The sequence below is a fragment of the Mycobacterium parascrofulaceum ATCC BAA-614 genome (assembly GCF_000164135.1).
In the GTDB taxonomy this organism is placed as follows: Bacteria; Actinomycetota; Actinomycetes; order Mycobacteriales; family Mycobacteriaceae; genus Mycobacterium; species Mycobacterium parascrofulaceum.
Genome location: NZ_GG770554.1, coordinates 24675 through 41950, shown reverse-complemented (window position 1 = coordinate 41950; position 17276 = coordinate 24675). Strand labels below are relative to the sequence as shown.

The following is a 17276-nucleotide window of genomic DNA, read 5'->3' as shown; positions in this document are numbered from 1 at the left end:
CGCCCTGTGGGTGGCGTCCAGTACCGCGGTGAACTGCAGTACCGGGTCCGCCGCGGCGACCGTCATCGCCAGGAACCGCGCCCGCGAAACCAGCCCGCTGCGTTCTGCGTAGCCACGCTCGGCGATCAGCAACGCCGCTGCCCCGTCGCTGATCTGGGAAGAATTGGCCGCGGTTGTGCGGCCGTCGGCCGCGAAAACAGGCTCCAGCGACGCGATCTTCGCCGGATCCAACTGCTCACGGATTCCTTCGTCGGCACTGACGGGCGCCGCCGACGGATCCAGCGGATCGACGGTGATCGGCACCAACTGCGCGCGAAACTTTTTCGCCCGGGTCGCGGCGAATGCTCGCTCATGGCTTCGGATACTGAATTCGTCGAGTTCCTCGCGAGAAATACCGAACTTGGAGTTCAGCAACTCCGACGCCGCCCCTTGCGCCACCAAGTTGTCGTCGTAGCGGGCCAACTCCACGGGCGAGTACTGCGGACCGAGCGGCGCGCCCGGCATGAACGACGCAGGCATCGGCACCTGCGACATCGACTCCACACCGCACCCAATCGCCAGCTCGTAGATGCCCGCGGTGACGCCGAATGCAGCGAAGTTGACCGCCTGCTGACCGGACCCGCATTGGCGATCAATGGTGACCGCCGGCACCGATTCGGGTAGACCCGCAGCCAGCACCGCGTGCCGCCCGATATTTCCGGACTGGTGCTCATGCTGCATCGCACAGCCGACGATGACGTCATCGATGTCTTTGGCATCGATCGCACTGCGCTCCACCAGGTTTCGCAAGGTGTGACCGAGCAAGTCGGCCGGATGCCACCGGCTCAAAGCGCCACCTCGTTTACCCACCGGCGTGCGCACCGCCCCGACAATCACTGCTTCGCGCGCGTTCAATGTTCCACTCCTCCTTGTTCCGGTGTACGAATTCCAACGATGGGGATGTCAACCGTCTCGGCGACTTCTTCCCAGTGGCGCGTGCTTTGTCCGGCAAAGACTCGTGCGAGATCCTCGTGGGTATCTGCTGCGCCCAGGACCTCGAGGGTCCGCTTCTGGAAATGCGGTTCGATTGCGCCCAGGGCGATATAGCCGTCGGCACTGGCGTAGATCCCGTAGGTCGGAGTCGCGCCACCGAGCGGGTCGCCGGGCCCTGCGACGCCGTACCGCACGGCTGCGCCGGCGTCGGCTGCGGCGTCCGCCAGTACGATCCGGACGTGTTGGCCGGCACCGGAATTCGGCCTATCAAGCAGCGCCAACAGGGCCCCGGACACGGCACGTTCGGCACCCAGGAGGTCCACGACCGGAACCGCCGGCATCAACGGGGGCTGCAGGGTGCCGTGCGTGGCCTGATAGGTCAGGTCGTGGCCAGGACGCTCCTCGAGGTCACCGTCGTAGCCCACGATTTCGACGTGACAGAGCCCCGGATACCTGACATGCGCGTCGTCGAGCCCGAGCCTGCGTAGCGCCGAAGGGCGCATGGCGGTGAGCAACACATCGGCGGAAGTCAGCTCGACGTCCAGCTTGGCGCGGTCGCCGGCGTCCTTGAGGTCCAGAACCAAGACCGTCTGCTTGCTGGCGAGCTCTGCGTACCAGCCGGGCGCGACCGCGGCCAAGGGATCTCCGGTAGGGGGCTCCACCTTTGTTACCGACGCGCCGAAGCGCGCCAGCCGTGCCGCCGCGAGCGGGCCCGGGATGTTCACCGCAAGCGACACGATGCGAACGCCGTTCAGACTGCCCTGCACCATGTGGTCCTTCAATTGATACCGTACGACTGTACAGGAAGCTTCCTATCTGTACAAGAAGTGATGTTCACTGTACACTTGCCCGGAACGAAGGAGACGCATGGGACCGTTCGCCGATCCACGCGCAGGCGCAGACGACCTGACCGCGAAGGCGCGCATTCGCAACGCCGCGATGGACCTGTTCGCGGAGTTCGGGGAGGACCGCACGTCGATGCGAAATATCGCCTCGAGAGCCGGCGTCACGGTCGGGCTGGTTGTCCACCACTTCAAGACCAAGGACGGAATCCGCCGCGCCGTTGAACAACTCGTCGTCGACTACTTCGCGCAGACGATCGCGCAGGTCCCCGTTGATGGAACACCAAGACAAGTCGCCACGGCGCGTGACGTGGCTGTGAAGGAGATGCTCGAATCGAACCCAGCCGTCGTCAACTATCTGCGCCGCGCGCTACTGGACCCCGCAGGGTCTAAAGGCCAACTGCTCCAGCGATTGACAGAGCTGACCCGAACGGAGCTCATCAAAGCCCGCGACGCCGGTATCGCAAATGCGGAGCGAAGCGGATCCACCCAGATCATCGACATCATGGTCCGACAGCTGGGACAGCTCTTCCTGCAACCGATGATCGACACCATGTGGGATCAAGTCTCCCGCCCAGACGAGTCAGACGACGACAAACCGACACTGCACGTCGCCGTTCGCTCCAGTGGCCCAGCACCTTCAGCGCGTCATAGGAATACTTCGGCTTGCGCTGCCGGCGAGGTCGTTTGGCGACCTGCCGGCCCGCTCCCGGCGGCCGGGCCGCGGCCGTCAACCGGCGCCGAGCATTGTCACGCGACCAGCCGGTGACCTCCACCACCTGATCCAGAATCTGCCCCTTATTCGCCTTCGACGCCTTCACATACGCCTTGGCGAACTTCGCGGTGATCTCGGCACGAGACGACATCGACAGCCCACTCTCCATGCCTGGCGGGGATCACCGTTTCGCGGGCATTCTTACGTGATGCACCGAGGGCGTTTCGCGGGCACTTTTCGTGATGCTTGCCGGATGCTTGCCGACCTCGTGGATCCGCAGTAGCGTGGTTCCAACACCTAGTACTATTGGTACCTGGAACTACACGTCACACGTTCAAGGAAGGGGCTAGCATTCATGGCGAGTGACCACGCAAGGCAAGAGGCAAAGTCGGTGACCGCAGCGAGCGCTGGATCCCGTTATCCGAGGACCCGACGGATAAGCTTTCCGTTTGGCGGCGACGGCGGCACACACGGCAAGTACTTCGTCAACGACGACATCGTGTTCAGCCACTTCGTGGCGAACCTATCGGGTGCGTTCCCGTCAGGGGAGGAGTTGTTTATTCGGTCGGTGCGTCGATTCTCAGATGAGCCCCCTGTTTCCCTTCGGGTGACGCCTCGCAGGCGTGAAAATGGGGGTCGGGTTGCCTGCCGACGCCGACGTTAACTTGGGTTTTGTGAGCCTGTTGATGAGCCTGGTGCCGGGGCCCGACCTGGAAGGGTCACGCACTGTTGCTTCGAGCACGCCGGTCAGAATTTCGATTCCCTGAACCGAGGCCCCCGGGCGGCCCGCCTTGTTGAGAGCGTCGATGTTGATGGAGGGCAAGCGAGTTGAAGCAGCAGCAGCCGGAGGAGATTGCTGACACCGAGCATGAGTTGGTGATCGAGCGTGTGTGCGCGATCGATGTAGCCAAGGCCTCGGGCAAGGTGTGCGTGCGTGTGGGCAGCCGCGCGGGCAGGCGGGTCAGCAAAGTGTGGGACGTGGCCGCCACGTCCGGCGCAGTCGGTGAGTTGACCGACTACCTCGTTGACGAGCGGATTGAGAAGGTCACTGTGGAGTCCACGTCGGATTACTGGCGGATCTGGTACTACCTGCTGGAGGCGGCCGGGCTCGACGTGCAGCTGGTCAACGCCCGCGACGTGAAGAACGTGCCCGGTCGGCCCAAAACCGACAAACTCGACGCGGTCTGGCTAGCCAAGCTCACCGAGAAAGGTCTGCTGCGGCCAAGTTTCGTGCCGCCGGCGCCGATCCGCGAGTTACGCGACTACACCCGGTTACGGATCGATATGACTCGCGAACGTTCCCGGTACTGGCAACGGATCGAGAAGCTGCTCGAGGACGCGCTGATCAAGGTGTCGTCGGTGGCCTCGACTCTGGACACCCTGTCGGTGCGCGACATGCTCAAGGCGCTGATCGCTGGCGAGCGGGACCCGCGCCGGCTGGCCGGGCTGGCGCGCGGCAAGATGAGACCCAAGCAAGCCGCTCTGGTCGAGGCGCTGACCGGCAGATTCGACGATCACCACGCCGAACTTGCCCAGATGCTGCTCGATCAGATCGACGCGCTGGACGCCAAGATCGGCAGGCTCACCACCCGCATCGACCAACTGTTGGCTGCAATGGAGCCCGAACCTGTCAACGGTGGGGACGCCACCGGCGGAGCAAACCCCGCTTCGCGCAAAGCCGGCGAGTTGACCACGATCGACCGACTCGATGAGATTCCCGGCGTCGGCCCGGTGAACGCGCAGATCATTCTCGCCGAGATCGGGCTCGACATGAGCCGGTTCCCCACGGCCGGACACCTGGTGTCGTGGGCAAAACTGTGTCCACGCACCATCCAGTCCGGTCCGGTGCAACGTTCGGGCAAGGCGGGCAAAGGCAACCCATATCTGAAAGGTGCTCTCGGCGAAGCCGCGACAGCCGCTGCCAAGACCAACACCTTCCTCGGTGAACGCTATCGGCGCATCGTCAAACGCCGCGGCAAGCTCAAGGCCCTCGTCGCTGTTGCCCGATCCATCCTGGTCATCATCTGGAACCTGCTGCACGACCCCACGGCCCGTTTCCACGATCTCGGTGCCGACTACCACGCGACCCGCATCAACACCGAACGCCGGACCCGTAACCACGTCGCGCAGCTCGCAGCCCTGGGCTATCGCGTCACCCTCGAACCCGTCGCCTGACACCGGCCAACTCCCACAACACAACCCGACAACTGCGAGAAAGAACACCCGGCTGCGCCGGGTGGCTCCGCCGCGTCCGGTCACCTGGGTCTATTTTCCGGTCAGGTCACCGATCCCACGTTGAAGAAACGGGTGGCGGGCTTCATCGGCCAGGAATCGGTCCACGGACAGCAACACCGCCTGCTGAACGAGAAACTCATCGACATGGGTTACCCGATCGCTTGGTGGGATTCGAAGAAGTTTAACGACTGGGTCAAGCGACTGGAGGAGCGGCTGCCTGCGCGGCTACCCCTGGCGGTAACAGCAGCTGCAGAACACTTCACCGCCGTACTTGCTGAGCGCACGCTGGGCGAAGAGGAAATCCAGGCGATTCCGGGCGAGTTGCAGGTGTGGAACGTGCTGAACTGGCATGCCGTGGAGGAACTTGAGCACAAATCGGTCGCATTCGATGTCTTCCGCACGGTGGCGGGAGGTACGGAGCGGATGCGCAGGAGTGTGATGGCCGTGATGATTCCGACCCTGCTTCTCCTCATAGCCGTCACATTGGTTTACTCGCTGGCGCACGACCCGGATGGGCGTCGTCAGCCGCTACGGGTGATACGGGAGGCCTATCGGCTGTACCGTGGCCCCATCTTCCGGGGTTTGATCCCAGACCTTACGAAATATCTGCGACCGGGATTCCATCCTGACGACATCGACACGAACGCGTTGTTGGAGCACTGGCAAGAGGAACTCTTCGGCACCGACGGAGAACTCGTCGGCTACCTGAAGTGATTGCGAACATCCACAACAAAAGGGATTGCCATGGTAGCTAGTCAGGCAATGGCTGCGAAAAGCGGAACAGCAGCCGAAAAAGTAGCCGAGAGTACGTATCCTAAGGCTCGGCGGATTCGGTTTTGGTTCGGCGATCCCGAGCCGATGGACCACCATTTCGTTGAGGGCAATATCGTGTTCAGCCACCTTGTGGCGTTGCTGTCCGGCGTGTTTCCGCCAGGTGAGGAGTTGTTTATCCGGTCGGTTCGGCGCTTTGCCGATCAGATGACCGATCCGGTACTGATGAAGCGGGTGGCCGGATTCATTTGGCCAGGAGTCGGTGCACGGCCAGGAACACCGCCGGCTCAACGAGAAGCTCATCGAGATGGGCTACCCGATTGTCCGGCTGTTTATGTTCCCGCATGACAGCCGCCGGGAGCCGGTTGATCGTGCGAATTGAGAACCTGCTGCCAGCGCGGGTACCCCTGGCGGTCACGGCGGCGGCCGAGCACTACACCGCGACACTGGCTGAGCGCATGCTGGGCGAAGAGATACAAAAGATTCCTGGCGATCCCGAGGTGCGAAACCTGCTCAACTGGCACGCGGTGGAAGAGCTGGAACATAAGTCGGTGGCGTTCGACGTCTACCGGGCCGTCGATGGGCCGGAGTGGCTCCGGATCGGGGTGATGGCGGTGCTGTACATCCTGACGATCCCGGTGGTGTCGATCGGGGTGCTGTTGTCTATTTTGGCCGATCCGCGGGGATGGCGCCCGATCAAAGTGGCGCGTCAAACGCGTGCGGTGTTCCGGGACCCGTTGGTGCAGGGGCTGATGGCCGATCTGCGCATGTACCTAAAGCCGGGCTTCCATCCCGACGACATCGACACGACCGCGCTGGTGCAGCAGTGGCGGCAGGAGCTGTTCGGCGACGACGGTGCCCTTGTCGGTCATCTCAAGTAGCAGGAAGGCCATGAGTTCAAGTTGAGTACAACGATCGACATCGAGCAGTTACCGACTGTCGAGCGTGTCACTCCAGACCATGAAGTCGTGATCGTCGGCGCTGGATTCGGCGGTATCGGTGCTGGTATCTCCTTGCAACGCAGAGGCATTCACGACTTCGTGATTGTCGACAAGTGGGATCAGGTGGGCGGCACCTGGCATGCGAACACTTATCCGGGTGTGGCGGTGGATATTCCCTCGTTTGTCTACAGCTTTTCCTACGAGCAGCGTGGTGATTGGTCGCGGATCTTCGCTCCGGGTTACGAGCTTCGCGATTACGCCAGCGACCTTGTGGACAAGTACGGCCTAGCTCAAAAGTTGCGGCTGAACACTACGATCACCTCGGCGGTGCTCGATGAGCGCAATAGCCTATGGCGATTGACTACCGACGCCGATCAGGAGATTACCGGCCGAAATGTAGTCATGGCGGTCGGTGGCCTCGAACGCCCGAAGATGCCTGATATCCCGGGTCTCGACGAGTTCGGGGGTGTGCTCATGCACACCGCACTCTGGGACCATGACGTGGCGCTGGCGGGCAAGCGCGTCGCGGTCATCGGCACTGGCGCAACGGCGCTGCAGGTCGTCCCGGCCATTGTCGACGAAGTCGAACATTTGACAGTCTTCCAACGAACACCGATATGGGTGTTCCCAAAACCTGACAAGGAGGTCACGTCCGCCATCCGGTGGGTTCTGGGGCGTAAGCGAATCCGTTCGGGTATCCGCCTGGTGGGAACCGTCGCAACCGAGGTCGGCATGGCCGGGATGTGGGTCGGTCCACAGTGGCTGACGAACGCGAGCCGCCGGATGCTTGAGGTTCCTACCCGCCGCTGGATGCGCCGCCAGATCGATGACCCGGTCGTTCGGGAGAAGCTGATCCCACGCTACGGGTTAGGCTGCAAGCGCCCGTCGATGTCAAACGACTACTTGCGTACCTTCAACCGCGACGACGTCAGCCTGGTCACCGATGCGATCGAGTGCATTACCAAGAAGGGGGTACGGACGGCGGACGGCGTGGAGCACGAGATCGACGTGTTGATCTGCGCGACCGGGTTCAAGCTGTGGGAGGCGGGCGCGGTGCCTCCCTTCCCCGTCATCGGGCGGGGCGGCGTCGATCTCGGGCGGTTCTGGAGTGAGCAGAGATACCAGTCGTACCAGGGTGTTTCGGTTCCCGGATTTCCGAACATGTTCTCAATCACCGGGCCCTACGGATTCGTGCTCGGCTCGTACTTGTGGATGATCGAAGCGACATCGGCTCACCTGAGCCGCGCCATAGCCGAAGCGAAGCGCCGCGGTGCAACGGTCTGCGAGATTCGTCAGGAAGCCCACGACGAGTATTTTCGGAAATGCCTGAAGCGCCAACAGAATAACTTCCTGTTCACTCCGGCGTGTGCGGGTTCGAACACCTACTACATTAATAACCAGGGCGATTCACCGTTTCGGCCGTCGACGCACGGCGAAATGTACTGGCAGAACCGCTATTACAACCTTGATGTCTACCGATACAGCAGGGGCGTTGCGGTTCTGGACGCAGCCGCGGCCATGACGAAGGAGAGCCTGTGAAGTTCAACCGATTGCGACCGCGCCTGGTGGTGGTCACCGGGGCTGGAAGCGGCATTGGCCGGGCGACAGCGATCAGGTTCGCTAAGCTCGGCGCCCACGTCGTGGTCTCCGACATCGATCTGGATGCGGCACAAGCGACCACCGCGATGATCCGCGGTTACGGCCTCGGCGCGTCGGCGGCGCAGTTGGACGTCACCGACCCCGACGCCTGGGCGGTGTTCGGTCGCGATGTGTTAGCCGATCACGGTTACACCGATGTATTGGTCAACAACGCAGGTATCTTGGTGGGCGGCCACTTTTTGCAGCTGAGTCCCTCGGATTGGGACCGCCAACTCGGTGTGAACCTAATGGGTGTCGTCCACGGATGTCGTGTGTTCGGCGCCCAGATGGTTGAGCGCGGCGGTGGCCACATCGTCAACATCGCGTCAGCGGCGGCGTTCACACCCACGCCGGTGATGGCGCCGTACTCGGTGTCCAAGGCGGGCGTGAAGATGCTGACCGAGTGCTTGCGGCTCGAACTCGGACCGAGAGGCATCGGCGTCAGCGCCGTGTGCCCGGGTGTGATCAACACCAACATCGCTGATCGCGCGATCGTAGTCGGCGTCGATCAGAACCTGATCGAACAAGGAAAGCAGTTCACGAAGAAGCTCCAGGAATTTAGCGAGAAGTTTAGGGTCTCGCCGATGAGCTCGGACCTCGTAGCTCGTGCCGTCGTACGTGCGGTACGGTTTGATTTGGCGGTCGTGCCGGTGCGCACCGAGGCCTGGCTGGGCTATTTCATGCTCCGTATCGCCCCTGGTGTCAACCGCCGTATGATGCAGCCATTCTCGGTGGACGCATTTCAGCGGCTGGGTGCTCGCCTGTCAAAGACAGTGGGTGCTGCGGACCAGGGTGAGCTTGCCGCCGGTGGAGCCGAGGCGGCGGCACCGGTCACCAGCACGGGAAAGTAGGGTGCGGGCTGATCAGCGGCCAATCGTAGGTGCTCTGCCGTCAATACGCCGTGCAGCTCGGGTGAAGGGGTTCCCCTGATTCCGTGGGGACTTGACTTGTAGTGATCTTGATTCCTGCTGCCCCCGGCTAGGTGCGTGGGTCGGTAACGGATTTGTCGGGTCGGCAGGTGGATTTGTCCTGGACGGAGGGCATCGGGCGGCGTTTTGTTGGCCTGGTGGTGTGATCGGGCGGGCCGCATTCCGCGGGATGGCGGATCGGTGGCCGTAACTCGCTGCGCACGACCCTTTCAGCCGGCCGCAGCCTGCGCTGCAATGTTGTAGTAGGAGGGTTCGCAGGTTGTGGCAGGCGGCGAGCAGGCGCCATTCGGCGCGGGCGTGATGGTGGCCGCGGAGCAGGAGTCGACTCGCCCCCTGGGTGGTCTTCATCTGCCCGAACACCGGCTCGACGATCACCTTGCGCCGCGAATATGCGGCCTTGCCCTTCTTGGTGCGAAGTTTGCGGGCCATCCGCGCCTTTGGTGTCGCATTTTTCGGTGTCCGTCCCCGTGGCGCGTCGGGAACCTGCTCGCCGTGGGCGAGCCGGCCGGTCGCGATCAGCGGATCGGTGCCCGCCTTGTGGGCGGCGTCGATGTTGTTCTCACTGAAGTAGCCGGCGTCGGCGAGCGTCTGACGCGGTGTGGTCGCGGTGTTGGTGATGGTCTGGGCGAGCAGCTCGCCGAATGCGGGGTTGTCGGCGCCGGATTCGGCGAAGTCGGTCGCAACGATCACCTGATGTTCTTCATCGACGACGGCCTGCGCGTTGTAACAGTAGTGGAAGCTGCCGTCGGCGGTCTTCATGATCTGGGCGTCAGGGTCGGTGAAGTTGCGCTGCGCCTTGGGCTTGACGGTCGCGCACTGTGCTGCCTGCTCGGCGGCCCGCGCGGCCGCGTCGTCATCATGGCCGGCGTTTTGCGCCCTTGCCCGGGCCTTGTCCGCGGCCTGGTCTTTGGCGTGTTGTTCCAGGTCGGCCTTGGCCTTGCGGATCTTGGCCAGCCGGCTCTCACGGCGGGCCAATTCGCCCTGCAGGTCACCGCCACGATTGTCCGGGCCGTGGGCCTGGTCCTCGTCGATATCGACGCGTTCGGCCTCCCGCATGATCTGCTCGACCTGGGTTTGCAGGGCCGGCTCCGCCTCGCACATCCGGTCATAGCTCATCGCCTTGTGACGGGAGGCATTGGCCTTGACCTTGGTGCCATCGAGGGCCACCCGGCCCATCGTGACCATGCCCGCCTGCTGGCACAGGGTCAGCGCCTGCAGGAACAGGGCTTCCAGCGCGGCGAGGTGACGGCGCCGAAAGCGGGCGATGGAGCGAAAGTCCGGTGCGGTGTTGGCGGCCAGGTACCGAAACGCCACATCGTCATGGCAACGGGCTTCGATCTTGCGAGATGAACGAACCCCGCTGGTGTACCCGTAGAGCAGCAGCTTGAGCATCAGCCGCGGGTGATACGGCGGAAAGCCCCGGGCCTCGCTGTAGGAGGCGAAAAACACTGCCAGATCAAGCACCTCATCGACCAACTCGGACACAAACAACGCCAGATGATCGTCAGGCAACCAATCCCGCAACGACGGCGGCATCAAAAACGACTGATCCTGGTCATAGGCCCGAAACGTCTTGTCCACCGAAACCTCGCCCGGTGACGATGACGAGCGAGGCCGCGCGGACTCGGTCTCAAACAGCTGATCCTGGGCCGTCATCAAATCCATGGACACAGTTTTCCCGACCATCCACGTCGCCATCAGCGTGACACACCAACAACTCGTGGATACCGACCCACGCACCTAGGTGAGCGGGGGGGTAGGGCGCAGAGCGCGCTACCTGAGCAGAAGCGCGGCGAGCTGCTTCACGTGGGTGCGTCCGCGGTCGCCGTCTTCGAGTGCTTCGAGCCAGCGAGCAGGGATGGATTCAACGCCGTCGCGGGCGCCGACGATCGCTCCTGTCATGGCCGCTACACCCGCGTGGAACGCGAGCACCTGCAGTACTACCTCGACGAGTTCACCTTCAGATTCAATCGCCGCAGGTCAAAAGCCCGCGGAATGCTCTTCTACCGACTCCTGCAACAAAGCGTCAACACCGATCCCCACCCACTAGCCGACCTCATCGGCGCCGCCGAAGGCCAAGAGCAAACTCTGCGAGCAACTGCTAAACCACTGCCCGGCAGTACTTTTGACGAATTTTTTTAAGCAAACGAGTCCACTTAAGCAGATAAGCAATAAGTATGTTCGACTTAGGCGAGCTGTTTAACGGGTCTAAACACATTCTTAACGCTCCTGGCCTACCGCCCCGGAGGTCCCGCGCAAATACTGGTACAAGTGCGAGAAACGAGGGGCGGGGACTGCGCATGGCGCAAGCGATAACACTGGATACGGCGTACCTGAGAGCTCAAGATCCCGATCAGTACGCCAGCCTGGTGATCGGCGCGGTCGCCATCGTCGATGGTGGCGTCCCCGATTACGCACTGCTGAAACAGCTGCTGGCGGAACGGATTCAGTCGATACCGCGCTGCACACAGGTGCTGCGGACGCAGAGCTTCGAGTGGATCGACTGTCCCGGATTCGACCTGGCCCATCATGTGCGCTGGGTGGCGATTCCGCGCCCGGGCGACGACGCCCAGCTGTCCGGCGCGATCGCCCACGCCCTGGAGCGTCCCCTCGACCTGGACCGTCCGCCGTGGGAGTGCTGGGTGATCGAGGGCCTGAAAGGCGGCCGGTGGGCAATCTTGATGAAGATCCACCACGGCTTGGCCGACGGGAACTCAGCCGCCCACCTGCTCACCCGGCTTTGCGACGACGCCGACCACGATGCATTCGCGAACGGTGTTGGCGACAAACATGATTCGCCGCCGCAGGCCTCGAAGCGCGGCTGGCCCCTGGAGTGGGCTGGGGCACTCGCCGGCAACTTCGTCGGGGCGATCTGGCCGACGGCACGGCCCTCGGTCGACCCGGTCCTGCGGCGCTACAGCACGGTGCGCGTCCCGATTGCCGACGTCGAGTGCGTGTGCCGCAAATTCGGTGTGACCGTCAACGATGTCGCGCTGGCGGCCATCACCGAGGGCTTCCGAAGGGTTCTGCTACGCCGCGGCGAAGAACCGCGGGCGGACTCGCTGCGCACCCTGGTGCCGATGCCGGTACGTTCGGCACTACTGCCATACCTGCCCGTCGAGCATGACGACCCGGTCCAGCAATTGCGGACCGTGCACAGCCGGTGGAAAGCGCAGCACGCCGACAAATCTCCGCCCGGTATCGTGGAGTCTGCGATCAATTGTCTGCCAACTATGCTGCGCGGCAACCTCATACAACTGTTACCCAGGCTCCCGCAGCGCGGCCTCGTAACGCTGGCGAACCACGCGCCCGGGCCTCGCCATCAGCTGCGGCTGATGGGCCAGACGATGGAGCGCCTGCTGCCGATCCCCCCGATCGCCTTGCAGCTGAGCACCGGGGTCGCGATGCTCAGCTACGGCGACGAATTGGTATTCGGGCATCACCGCCGAATACGACGCCACGGCCGACGTCAAGCAGCTGGCAGCCGGTATCGAGCTGGGCATGGCACGGATGGTGGCGCTCAGCCAGGATTCGGTGTTGCTGTTCAGCAAGGACCGCCGGCGCACGCGCGCGGCGCGCGCGTTTCCGGGCCAGGCGCAGCGGCCGCGACCGTCGGCACCCACGCCGGCACGTCACTGACCCGCTCTCACCGGCGTTGAACACCGTGAGAAGGTTGGTCAATGCCGGTCACCATCGACCCGCGCCGCCATGACGCGGTGCTGTTCGACACCGCGTTGGACCGCACCCAGGCGCTGACCCGGCGATTGCGCGAAGCCGGCGTCGACACCGGCGTCTTCGCGTCGAACGGTAACGTCCGCGACACCCTGAGTGAGGCAGCAGACAAGCTGTCGGTCCGCCCGGGGCGATGCGCCGTCCTTACCGACAACGCGGCTTGCGTCCAGGCCGCGCGCGACGGCGGATTCGCGTTGGTCATCGGCCTCGACCGAACAGGGCAAAGTGACGCCCTGCGGCGCGTCGGCGCCGACGCCGTGGTCGGCGATCTGGATGAGGTCGCCGTGCGCACCGGGGACCACCGGATGTCCCAGCTACCCGATGCTGTGCAGGCCCTCGGTGCCCTCACCGACCGGAGGCCGGCCATATGTTCTTCGACTTCGACGGCACGCTGTCGGACATCGTCGACGATCCCGCCGCGGCCCGGCCCGTCGCCGCCGCGGTCGAGGCGCTGCGGAAGCTGGCCGCGCAATGCCCGGTCGCGGTTCTGTCCGGCCGCGACCTCGCCGACGTGTCACAGCGCCTCGGTGTGCCCGGGATCTGGTATGCCGGCAGCCACGGTTTCGAGCTGACCGCACCCGACGGCACACACCACCAGAACGACGCCGCGGCGGCGGCCACACCGGTGCTCGAACAGGCCGCCGCCGAGCTGCGCGACCGGCTCGACTCGATCCCCGGAGTTATGATGGAGCACAAGCGATTTGGCGTTGCGGTCCACTACCGCAACGCCGCGCGGGACCGCGTGGGCGAGGTTGCCGCGGCGGTGCGCGCGGCGGGCCGGCGGGACGGACTTCGGGTGACGACGGGTCGCGAAGTCATCGAGCTGCGTCCGGACATGGACTGGGACAAGGGAAAGACGCTTCGCTGGGTGATCGATCACCTGCGCGAGGCCGACGCGCGTCCGCTGGTGCCCATCTATCTCGGCGACGACATCACCGACGAGGACGCGTTCGACGCGGTCCGCGATGATGGTATCCCGATCCTGGTGCGACACAGCGAAGACGGCGACCGCGCCACCGCCGCGCTGTTTGCGTTGGACAGTCCCGCGCGCGCCGCCGAGTTCACCGAAAGGTTGGCACAGCGGTTAAGTGACGCCCGCGTAAATTAGCGACGGCAACGGTTCTAACGGCGCTCAGGGTGCCAACATTCGAGTGATCCAGCACGACGGTGTCCCCATTCGGCGGTGGCACGAGGTTGGCGCGACATGCCGGGACATGAAGCGTTGGCCGCCTCACGCGCCACCCTAGGTAGCCGATCAAGACGGGGCAATCACTGCCATGCCGAGCGCCTCGGCGGCGTCGCGCATGCGGTCGTCGTAAGTGCACAACCGGCCAAGATCCATGCCGAGCCGCTGGGCAGTCGCCAGGTGAATTGCATCGAGGGTGCGTAGCTCGATTGGCAGCAGCCCACCAGCAAGATCGAGCAATCGGTTGTCGATGCGTAGTAGGTCTAGGCTCGCGAGCGCCCGGCGTCCGGCTCTTCGGGCTGATTCACCCTTGTGGAGCAGAGCCCGCATGACCTCCGTCCGCGCAAGGGCACTCGACACCCGCGGCAGCCGGGTGCGAAGGTAGCGACGCAGCGCATCCGACTCTGGCTCACGAACTGCAAGCTTGACGATTGCGGACGAGTCCAGGTAGATGGCCGCCATCAACGCTCGTGCTCACGCAGGCGCGCAAGCGTCACGGACGGCAGCTCGATACCCGTTTTGAGTCGGACCGGCTCGGGAAGGTCATCAAAGTCAAGCGTCGCACGTTCGATCCCGCCGCTTGCCAGCATCTGCTGGTACGGACCGCCCTCCGGCATCGGCGAGAGAAGGGCGATAGGCCGACCACGGTCGGTGATCTCGATCGTCTCGCCGGCCTCGACCCGACGGAGGAGTTCGCTGGCCCGCTGCCGCAGCTCACGAACGCCCACCGTAGACATGTGCTAACTGTAGCACATAGCTGTTTAGCTTAGCGCCCGAGCGATCCCCCCGAAGCCCGCCGAATGCGGGACAGGTCATGGCTGGACGGCAGGCCAGGCGCACCAGTGAACGCCTGCGCGCCGGGGCGACGTACCGGGTTCTAAGCCATCGGCTAGGCCTCCGCGTACTCCACCGCGCCGTCGTCCAACACGATCCGCGCGTTCGCGCTTTCGGCGCCACAAGCCTCCGTCCGAAACACCGCCTTGCCCGGTTCCGTCCGCCAGATCAGCGTGGTCAGCGTCTCCCCTGGAAACACCGGCGAGGTGAATCGCGCCGCTATCGACGTGACGTTGGCGGCCACGCCCTTGCCCAGCTCGGCGACCAGCGCGCGGCCCGACACCCCGTAGGTGCACAGCCCGTGCAGGATCGGCTTCGGGAAACCGGCCATGTCCCTGGCGAACCACGGGTCGCTGTGCAGCGGGTTGCGGTCACCGGAGAGCCGATAGATCAGCGCCTGGTCCGCACGGGTGGGCAGCGCGATCCGGGCATCGGGCTCGCGGTCGGGAAACTCCGGCGCGATCGGCCGCTGACCCGGCACTCCCCCGAACCCGCCCTCGCCCCGGATGACCAACGTGGTGAGTGTCTCGGCGATCAGCTCCCCCGAGTCGGGGTCGGTGCCGCGGCCGCGCAGCACGATGATCGCGTTCTTGCCCTCGCCCTTGTCCTGGATGTCCGCGACCTCGGAGACCACGGACAGCTTGCCCGCCGGCGGCAGCGGTGCGTGCAGCCGGATGCCCTGCGACCCGTGTAAAAGCATGGCCCAGTTGAACTTTCCGATCTTGCCCGCCGCACCGAACGCCGGGCAGCAGATCACCGCATAGGTGGGCAGCACCTGCTGGGTGATGTCGTGGCTGTTTTCGGTGGTGAACGATAGGTCGTCAGTTCCGGCGCCGACACCGAGCGCGTAGAGCAGCGTCTCCCGGTCCGTCCATTCGAACAGCATCGGCTCCGTCGTCGCACCGACGGCACTCGGGTCAATCGCCATACGAGTCTCCCTTCAAGCTTTTCTGCCACCCAACCATCGCAAACCCTTCCCACCGGCACCGTCGGCGGGGCAGGCTATCGCCATGCGCAATCCCAGCTTGATCAGGAAGGCCTCAAAAGCGGTAGCCGTGCTGGCCGCAACGGTAATCGTCGGCGCCTGCGGCGGGTCACCGCAGGCCCACAGCATCACCGTGACGTTCGTCCGGCACGCGGAGTCCGAGACCAACGCCAGCGGCGTCATCGACACCGACGTGCCGGGCCCGGGCCTGACCCCGGAGGGCAAGGGGCAGGCCGAACAGGTCGCGCACCAACTCGCCCACAACAAGTACGACGCCGTCTACGCCTCCACCATGGTGCGAACGCAACAGACCGCCGCGCCGTTGGCCGCCGAACTCGGCAAGCAAGTCGAGGTGCTGCAAGGCATCCAAGAGATCAACGCCGGCTGGTACGAGGGCAAGCCCGTCTCGATGGCCCCCTCGACGTACCGGCGGACTGGCTCAACGGCGACGTCGGAGACCGCATCCCCGGGTCGATCACCGGCAAGGAGTTCAACGACTGGTTCACCGCGGCCGTGCAGAAGATCTACAACAGCGGCCACAACCAACCGGTGGTGTTCTCGCATCTGTACGCCATCGAGTACTGGACGCTGATGAACACGAAGAACGCCAAGGACAGCCTGGCGACCAGTCATCCGCTGCCCAACGTCGGCCGCGTGGTGATCACCGGAAACCCGATGACCGGCTGGACGCTGGTGGACTGGGACGGCATCCGCAACTTCGCCGGCTGATGCCTGGACAGCATGGTTGACGTGCGCGGTGTGACCCGCCACGATGGCTTGCATGCGCTATGTCGTTACCGGCGGTACCGGGTTTATTGGTCGCCGCGTCGTACCTCGCCTGCTGGAAACCCGGCCGGACGCGCAGGTGTGGACCGCTACAGCCCGCAGGTGCGTGCCGAGCTGTTGGCGATGAGCAGCGCGACGATCGACCGCTACCTGCGTGCGGTCAAGGCGCGCGACCAGATCAAGGGGAAATCGACCACCAAGGCCTCCCCGTTGCTGCGGTCTTCGATCAAGATCCGCAAGGCAACCGACGAGGTCGAGGGATCTCCGGGGTTCTTCGAAGGCGACACCGTCGCGCACTGCGGTCCAACCCTCAAAGGCGAGTTCGCCCGGACCGTCAACCTCACCGATATGCATATCGGTTGGGTCTTCACCCGCACCGAACGCAACAACGCCCACACTCACATCCTCGGCGCCCTCAAAGCCGGTGTCCATGAAATACCTTACGAGGTAACCGGTTTGGACTTCGACAACGGAACCGAATTCCTCAACAAGGCCGTCATCAAGTGGGCTGCGCAGATGGAGATCTTCTTCACCAGGTCGCGGCCGTACAAGAAGAACGATCAGGCCACAATCGAGTCCAAGAACAACCACCTCGTCCGCAAGTATGGGTTCTACTACCGCTATGACACCGACGAGGAACGTGCGGTGCTCAACCGGCTCTGGAGGCTGGTCAACGACCGGCTCAACTACCTGACGCCCACCATCAAACC

General features: G+C 64.1%; 10 protein-coding genes and 9 pseudogenes. 13 read left to right on the top strand and 6 right to left on the bottom strand.

Annotation, left to right across the window (positions count from 1 at the left end):
- Both HMPREF0591_RS10145 and HMPREF0591_RS10140 read right to left on the bottom strand, forming a co-directional pair.
- Positions 1 to 894: thiolase family protein (locus HMPREF0591_RS10145; RefSeq protein ID WP_007168422.1), on the bottom strand; the 894-nt coding region annotated here is incomplete at its 3' end.
- The gene (locus HMPREF0591_RS10140; protein ID WP_007168421.1) at positions 891 to 1742 is read right to left on the bottom strand and encodes a CoA transferase; all 852 of its coding nucleotides are present in this window, start codon (positions 1740 to 1742) and stop codon (positions 891 to 893) included. The genes HMPREF0591_RS10140 and HMPREF0591_RS10145, both read right to left, overlap by 4 nt.
- A gap of 97 nt (positions 1743 to 1839) precedes the next feature.
- Here HMPREF0591_RS10140 and HMPREF0591_RS10135 point away from each other — a divergent pair.
- The 7 genes and pseudogenes from HMPREF0591_RS10135 to HMPREF0591_RS10110 form a co-directional block, all read left to right on the top strand.
- Positions 1840 to 2439 (top strand): annotated as a pseudogene (locus tag HMPREF0591_RS10135) (TetR/AcrR family transcriptional regulator); the annotation flags it as partial.
- A 445-nt stretch (positions 2440 to 2884) separates the two neighbouring features.
- Positions 2885 to 3118: pseudogene (locus tag HMPREF0591_RS34560) on the top strand (metal-dependent hydrolase); the annotation flags it as partial.
- Between the two features lie 239 nt (positions 3119 to 3357).
- Positions 3358 to 4704: an IS110 family RNA-guided transposase gene (locus HMPREF0591_RS10130; protein ID WP_007168418.1), complete on the top strand. Its 1347-nt coding sequence runs from the start codon at positions 3358 to 3360 to the stop codon at positions 4702 to 4704.
- Between the two features lie 84 nt (positions 4705 to 4788).
- Positions 4789 to 5478 (top strand): metal-dependent hydrolase, encoded by a 690-nt coding sequence (locus HMPREF0591_RS10125; RefSeq protein WP_080576326.1) that lies wholly within the window; start codon positions 4789 to 4791, stop codon positions 5476 to 5478.
- A gap of 48 nt (positions 5479 to 5526) precedes the next feature.
- Positions 5527 to 6416 (top strand): annotated as a pseudogene (locus HMPREF0591_RS33415) (metal-dependent hydrolase).
- Between the two features lie 21 nt (positions 6417 to 6437).
- Entirely contained in the window at positions 6438 to 8015 is a 1578-nt protein-coding gene (locus tag HMPREF0591_RS10115; RefSeq protein WP_007168414.1) for a flavin-containing monooxygenase, read from the top strand.
- The gene (locus tag HMPREF0591_RS10110; protein WP_007168413.1) at positions 8012 to 8965 is read left to right on the top strand and encodes an SDR family NAD(P)-dependent oxidoreductase; all 954 of its coding nucleotides are present in this window, start codon (positions 8012 to 8014) and stop codon (positions 8963 to 8965) included. Before HMPREF0591_RS10115 ends, HMPREF0591_RS10110 begins: the two co-directional genes overlap by 4 nt.
- Positions 8966 to 9265: 300 nt before the next feature.
- Here the strand turns inward: HMPREF0591_RS10110 and HMPREF0591_RS10105 are convergent.
- Positions 9266 to 10624, bottom strand: a pseudogene (locus HMPREF0591_RS10105) (IS1182 family transposase); the annotation flags it as partial.
- 333 nt (positions 10625 to 10957) lie between these two features.
- Here HMPREF0591_RS10105 and HMPREF0591_RS33785 point away from each other — a divergent pair.
- From HMPREF0591_RS33785 to otsB, 3 pseudogenes are all read left to right on the top strand, one after another.
- Positions 10958 to 11185: pseudogene (locus HMPREF0591_RS33785) on the top strand (IS1595 family transposase); the annotation flags it as partial.
- Between the two features lie 158 nt (positions 11186 to 11343).
- Positions 11344 to 12682, top strand: a pseudogene (locus tag HMPREF0591_RS10100) (wax ester/triacylglycerol synthase domain-containing protein).
- 41 nt (positions 12683 to 12723) lie between these two features.
- Positions 12724 to 13883 (top strand): annotated as a pseudogene (gene otsB, locus HMPREF0591_RS10095) (trehalose-phosphatase).
- 147 nt (positions 13884 to 14030) lie between these two features.
- Here otsB and HMPREF0591_RS10090 read toward each other — a convergent pair.
- The 3 genes from HMPREF0591_RS10090 to HMPREF0591_RS10080 form a co-directional block, all read right to left on the bottom strand.
- Complete coding sequence (locus HMPREF0591_RS10090) at positions 14031 to 14423, bottom strand: type II toxin-antitoxin system VapC family toxin (protein WP_007168407.1); 393 nt, start codon at positions 14421 to 14423, stop codon at positions 14031 to 14033.
- A complete protein-coding gene (locus HMPREF0591_RS10085; RefSeq protein ID WP_007168406.1) occupies positions 14423 to 14698 on the bottom strand; it encodes a type II toxin-antitoxin system Phd/YefM family antitoxin in 276 nt (91 codons plus the stop codon). Before HMPREF0591_RS10085 ends, HMPREF0591_RS10090 begins: the two co-directional genes overlap by 1 nt.
- A 152-nt stretch (positions 14699 to 14850) precedes the next feature.
- A complete protein-coding gene (locus HMPREF0591_RS10080) occupies positions 14851 to 15723 on the bottom strand; it encodes a MaoC/PaaZ C-terminal domain-containing protein (protein WP_007168405.1) in 873 nt (290 codons plus the stop codon).
- 82 nt (positions 15724 to 15805) lie between these two features.
- Here HMPREF0591_RS10080 and HMPREF0591_RS10075 point away from each other — a divergent pair.
- From HMPREF0591_RS10075 to HMPREF0591_RS10070, 3 genes and pseudogenes are all read left to right on the top strand, one after another.
- Positions 15806 to 16509 (top strand): annotated as a pseudogene (locus HMPREF0591_RS10075) (histidine phosphatase family protein).
- A gap of 52 nt (positions 16510 to 16561) precedes the next feature.
- Positions 16562 to 16669, top strand: a pseudogene (locus HMPREF0591_RS32250) (NAD-dependent epimerase/dehydratase family protein); the annotation flags it as partial.
- The coding region (locus tag HMPREF0591_RS10070; protein WP_007168403.1) for an integrase catalytic domain-containing protein at positions 16648 to 17276 on the top strand (629 nt) is incomplete at its 3' end. The pseudogene HMPREF0591_RS32250 and the gene HMPREF0591_RS10070, both read left to right, overlap by 22 nt.

Excerpts from the sequence above, each read along its gene's own strand:
- HMPREF0591_RS10140 (WP_007168421.1), bottom strand. The coding sequence starts at position 1,742 with ATGGTGCAGGGCAGTCTGAACGGCGTTCGCATCGTGTCGCTTGCGGTG.
- HMPREF0591_RS10090 (WP_007168407.1), bottom strand. The coding sequence starts at position 14,423 with ATGGCGGCCATCTACCTGGACTCGTCCGCAATCGTCAAGCTTGCAGTT.
- HMPREF0591_RS10085 (WP_007168406.1), bottom strand. The coding sequence starts at position 14,698 with ATGTCTACGGTGGGCGTTCGTGAGCTGCGGCAGCGGGCCAGCGAACTC.
- HMPREF0591_RS10080 (WP_007168405.1), bottom strand. The coding sequence starts at position 15,723 with ATGGCGATTGACCCGAGTGCCGTCGGTGCGACGACGGAGCCGATGCTG.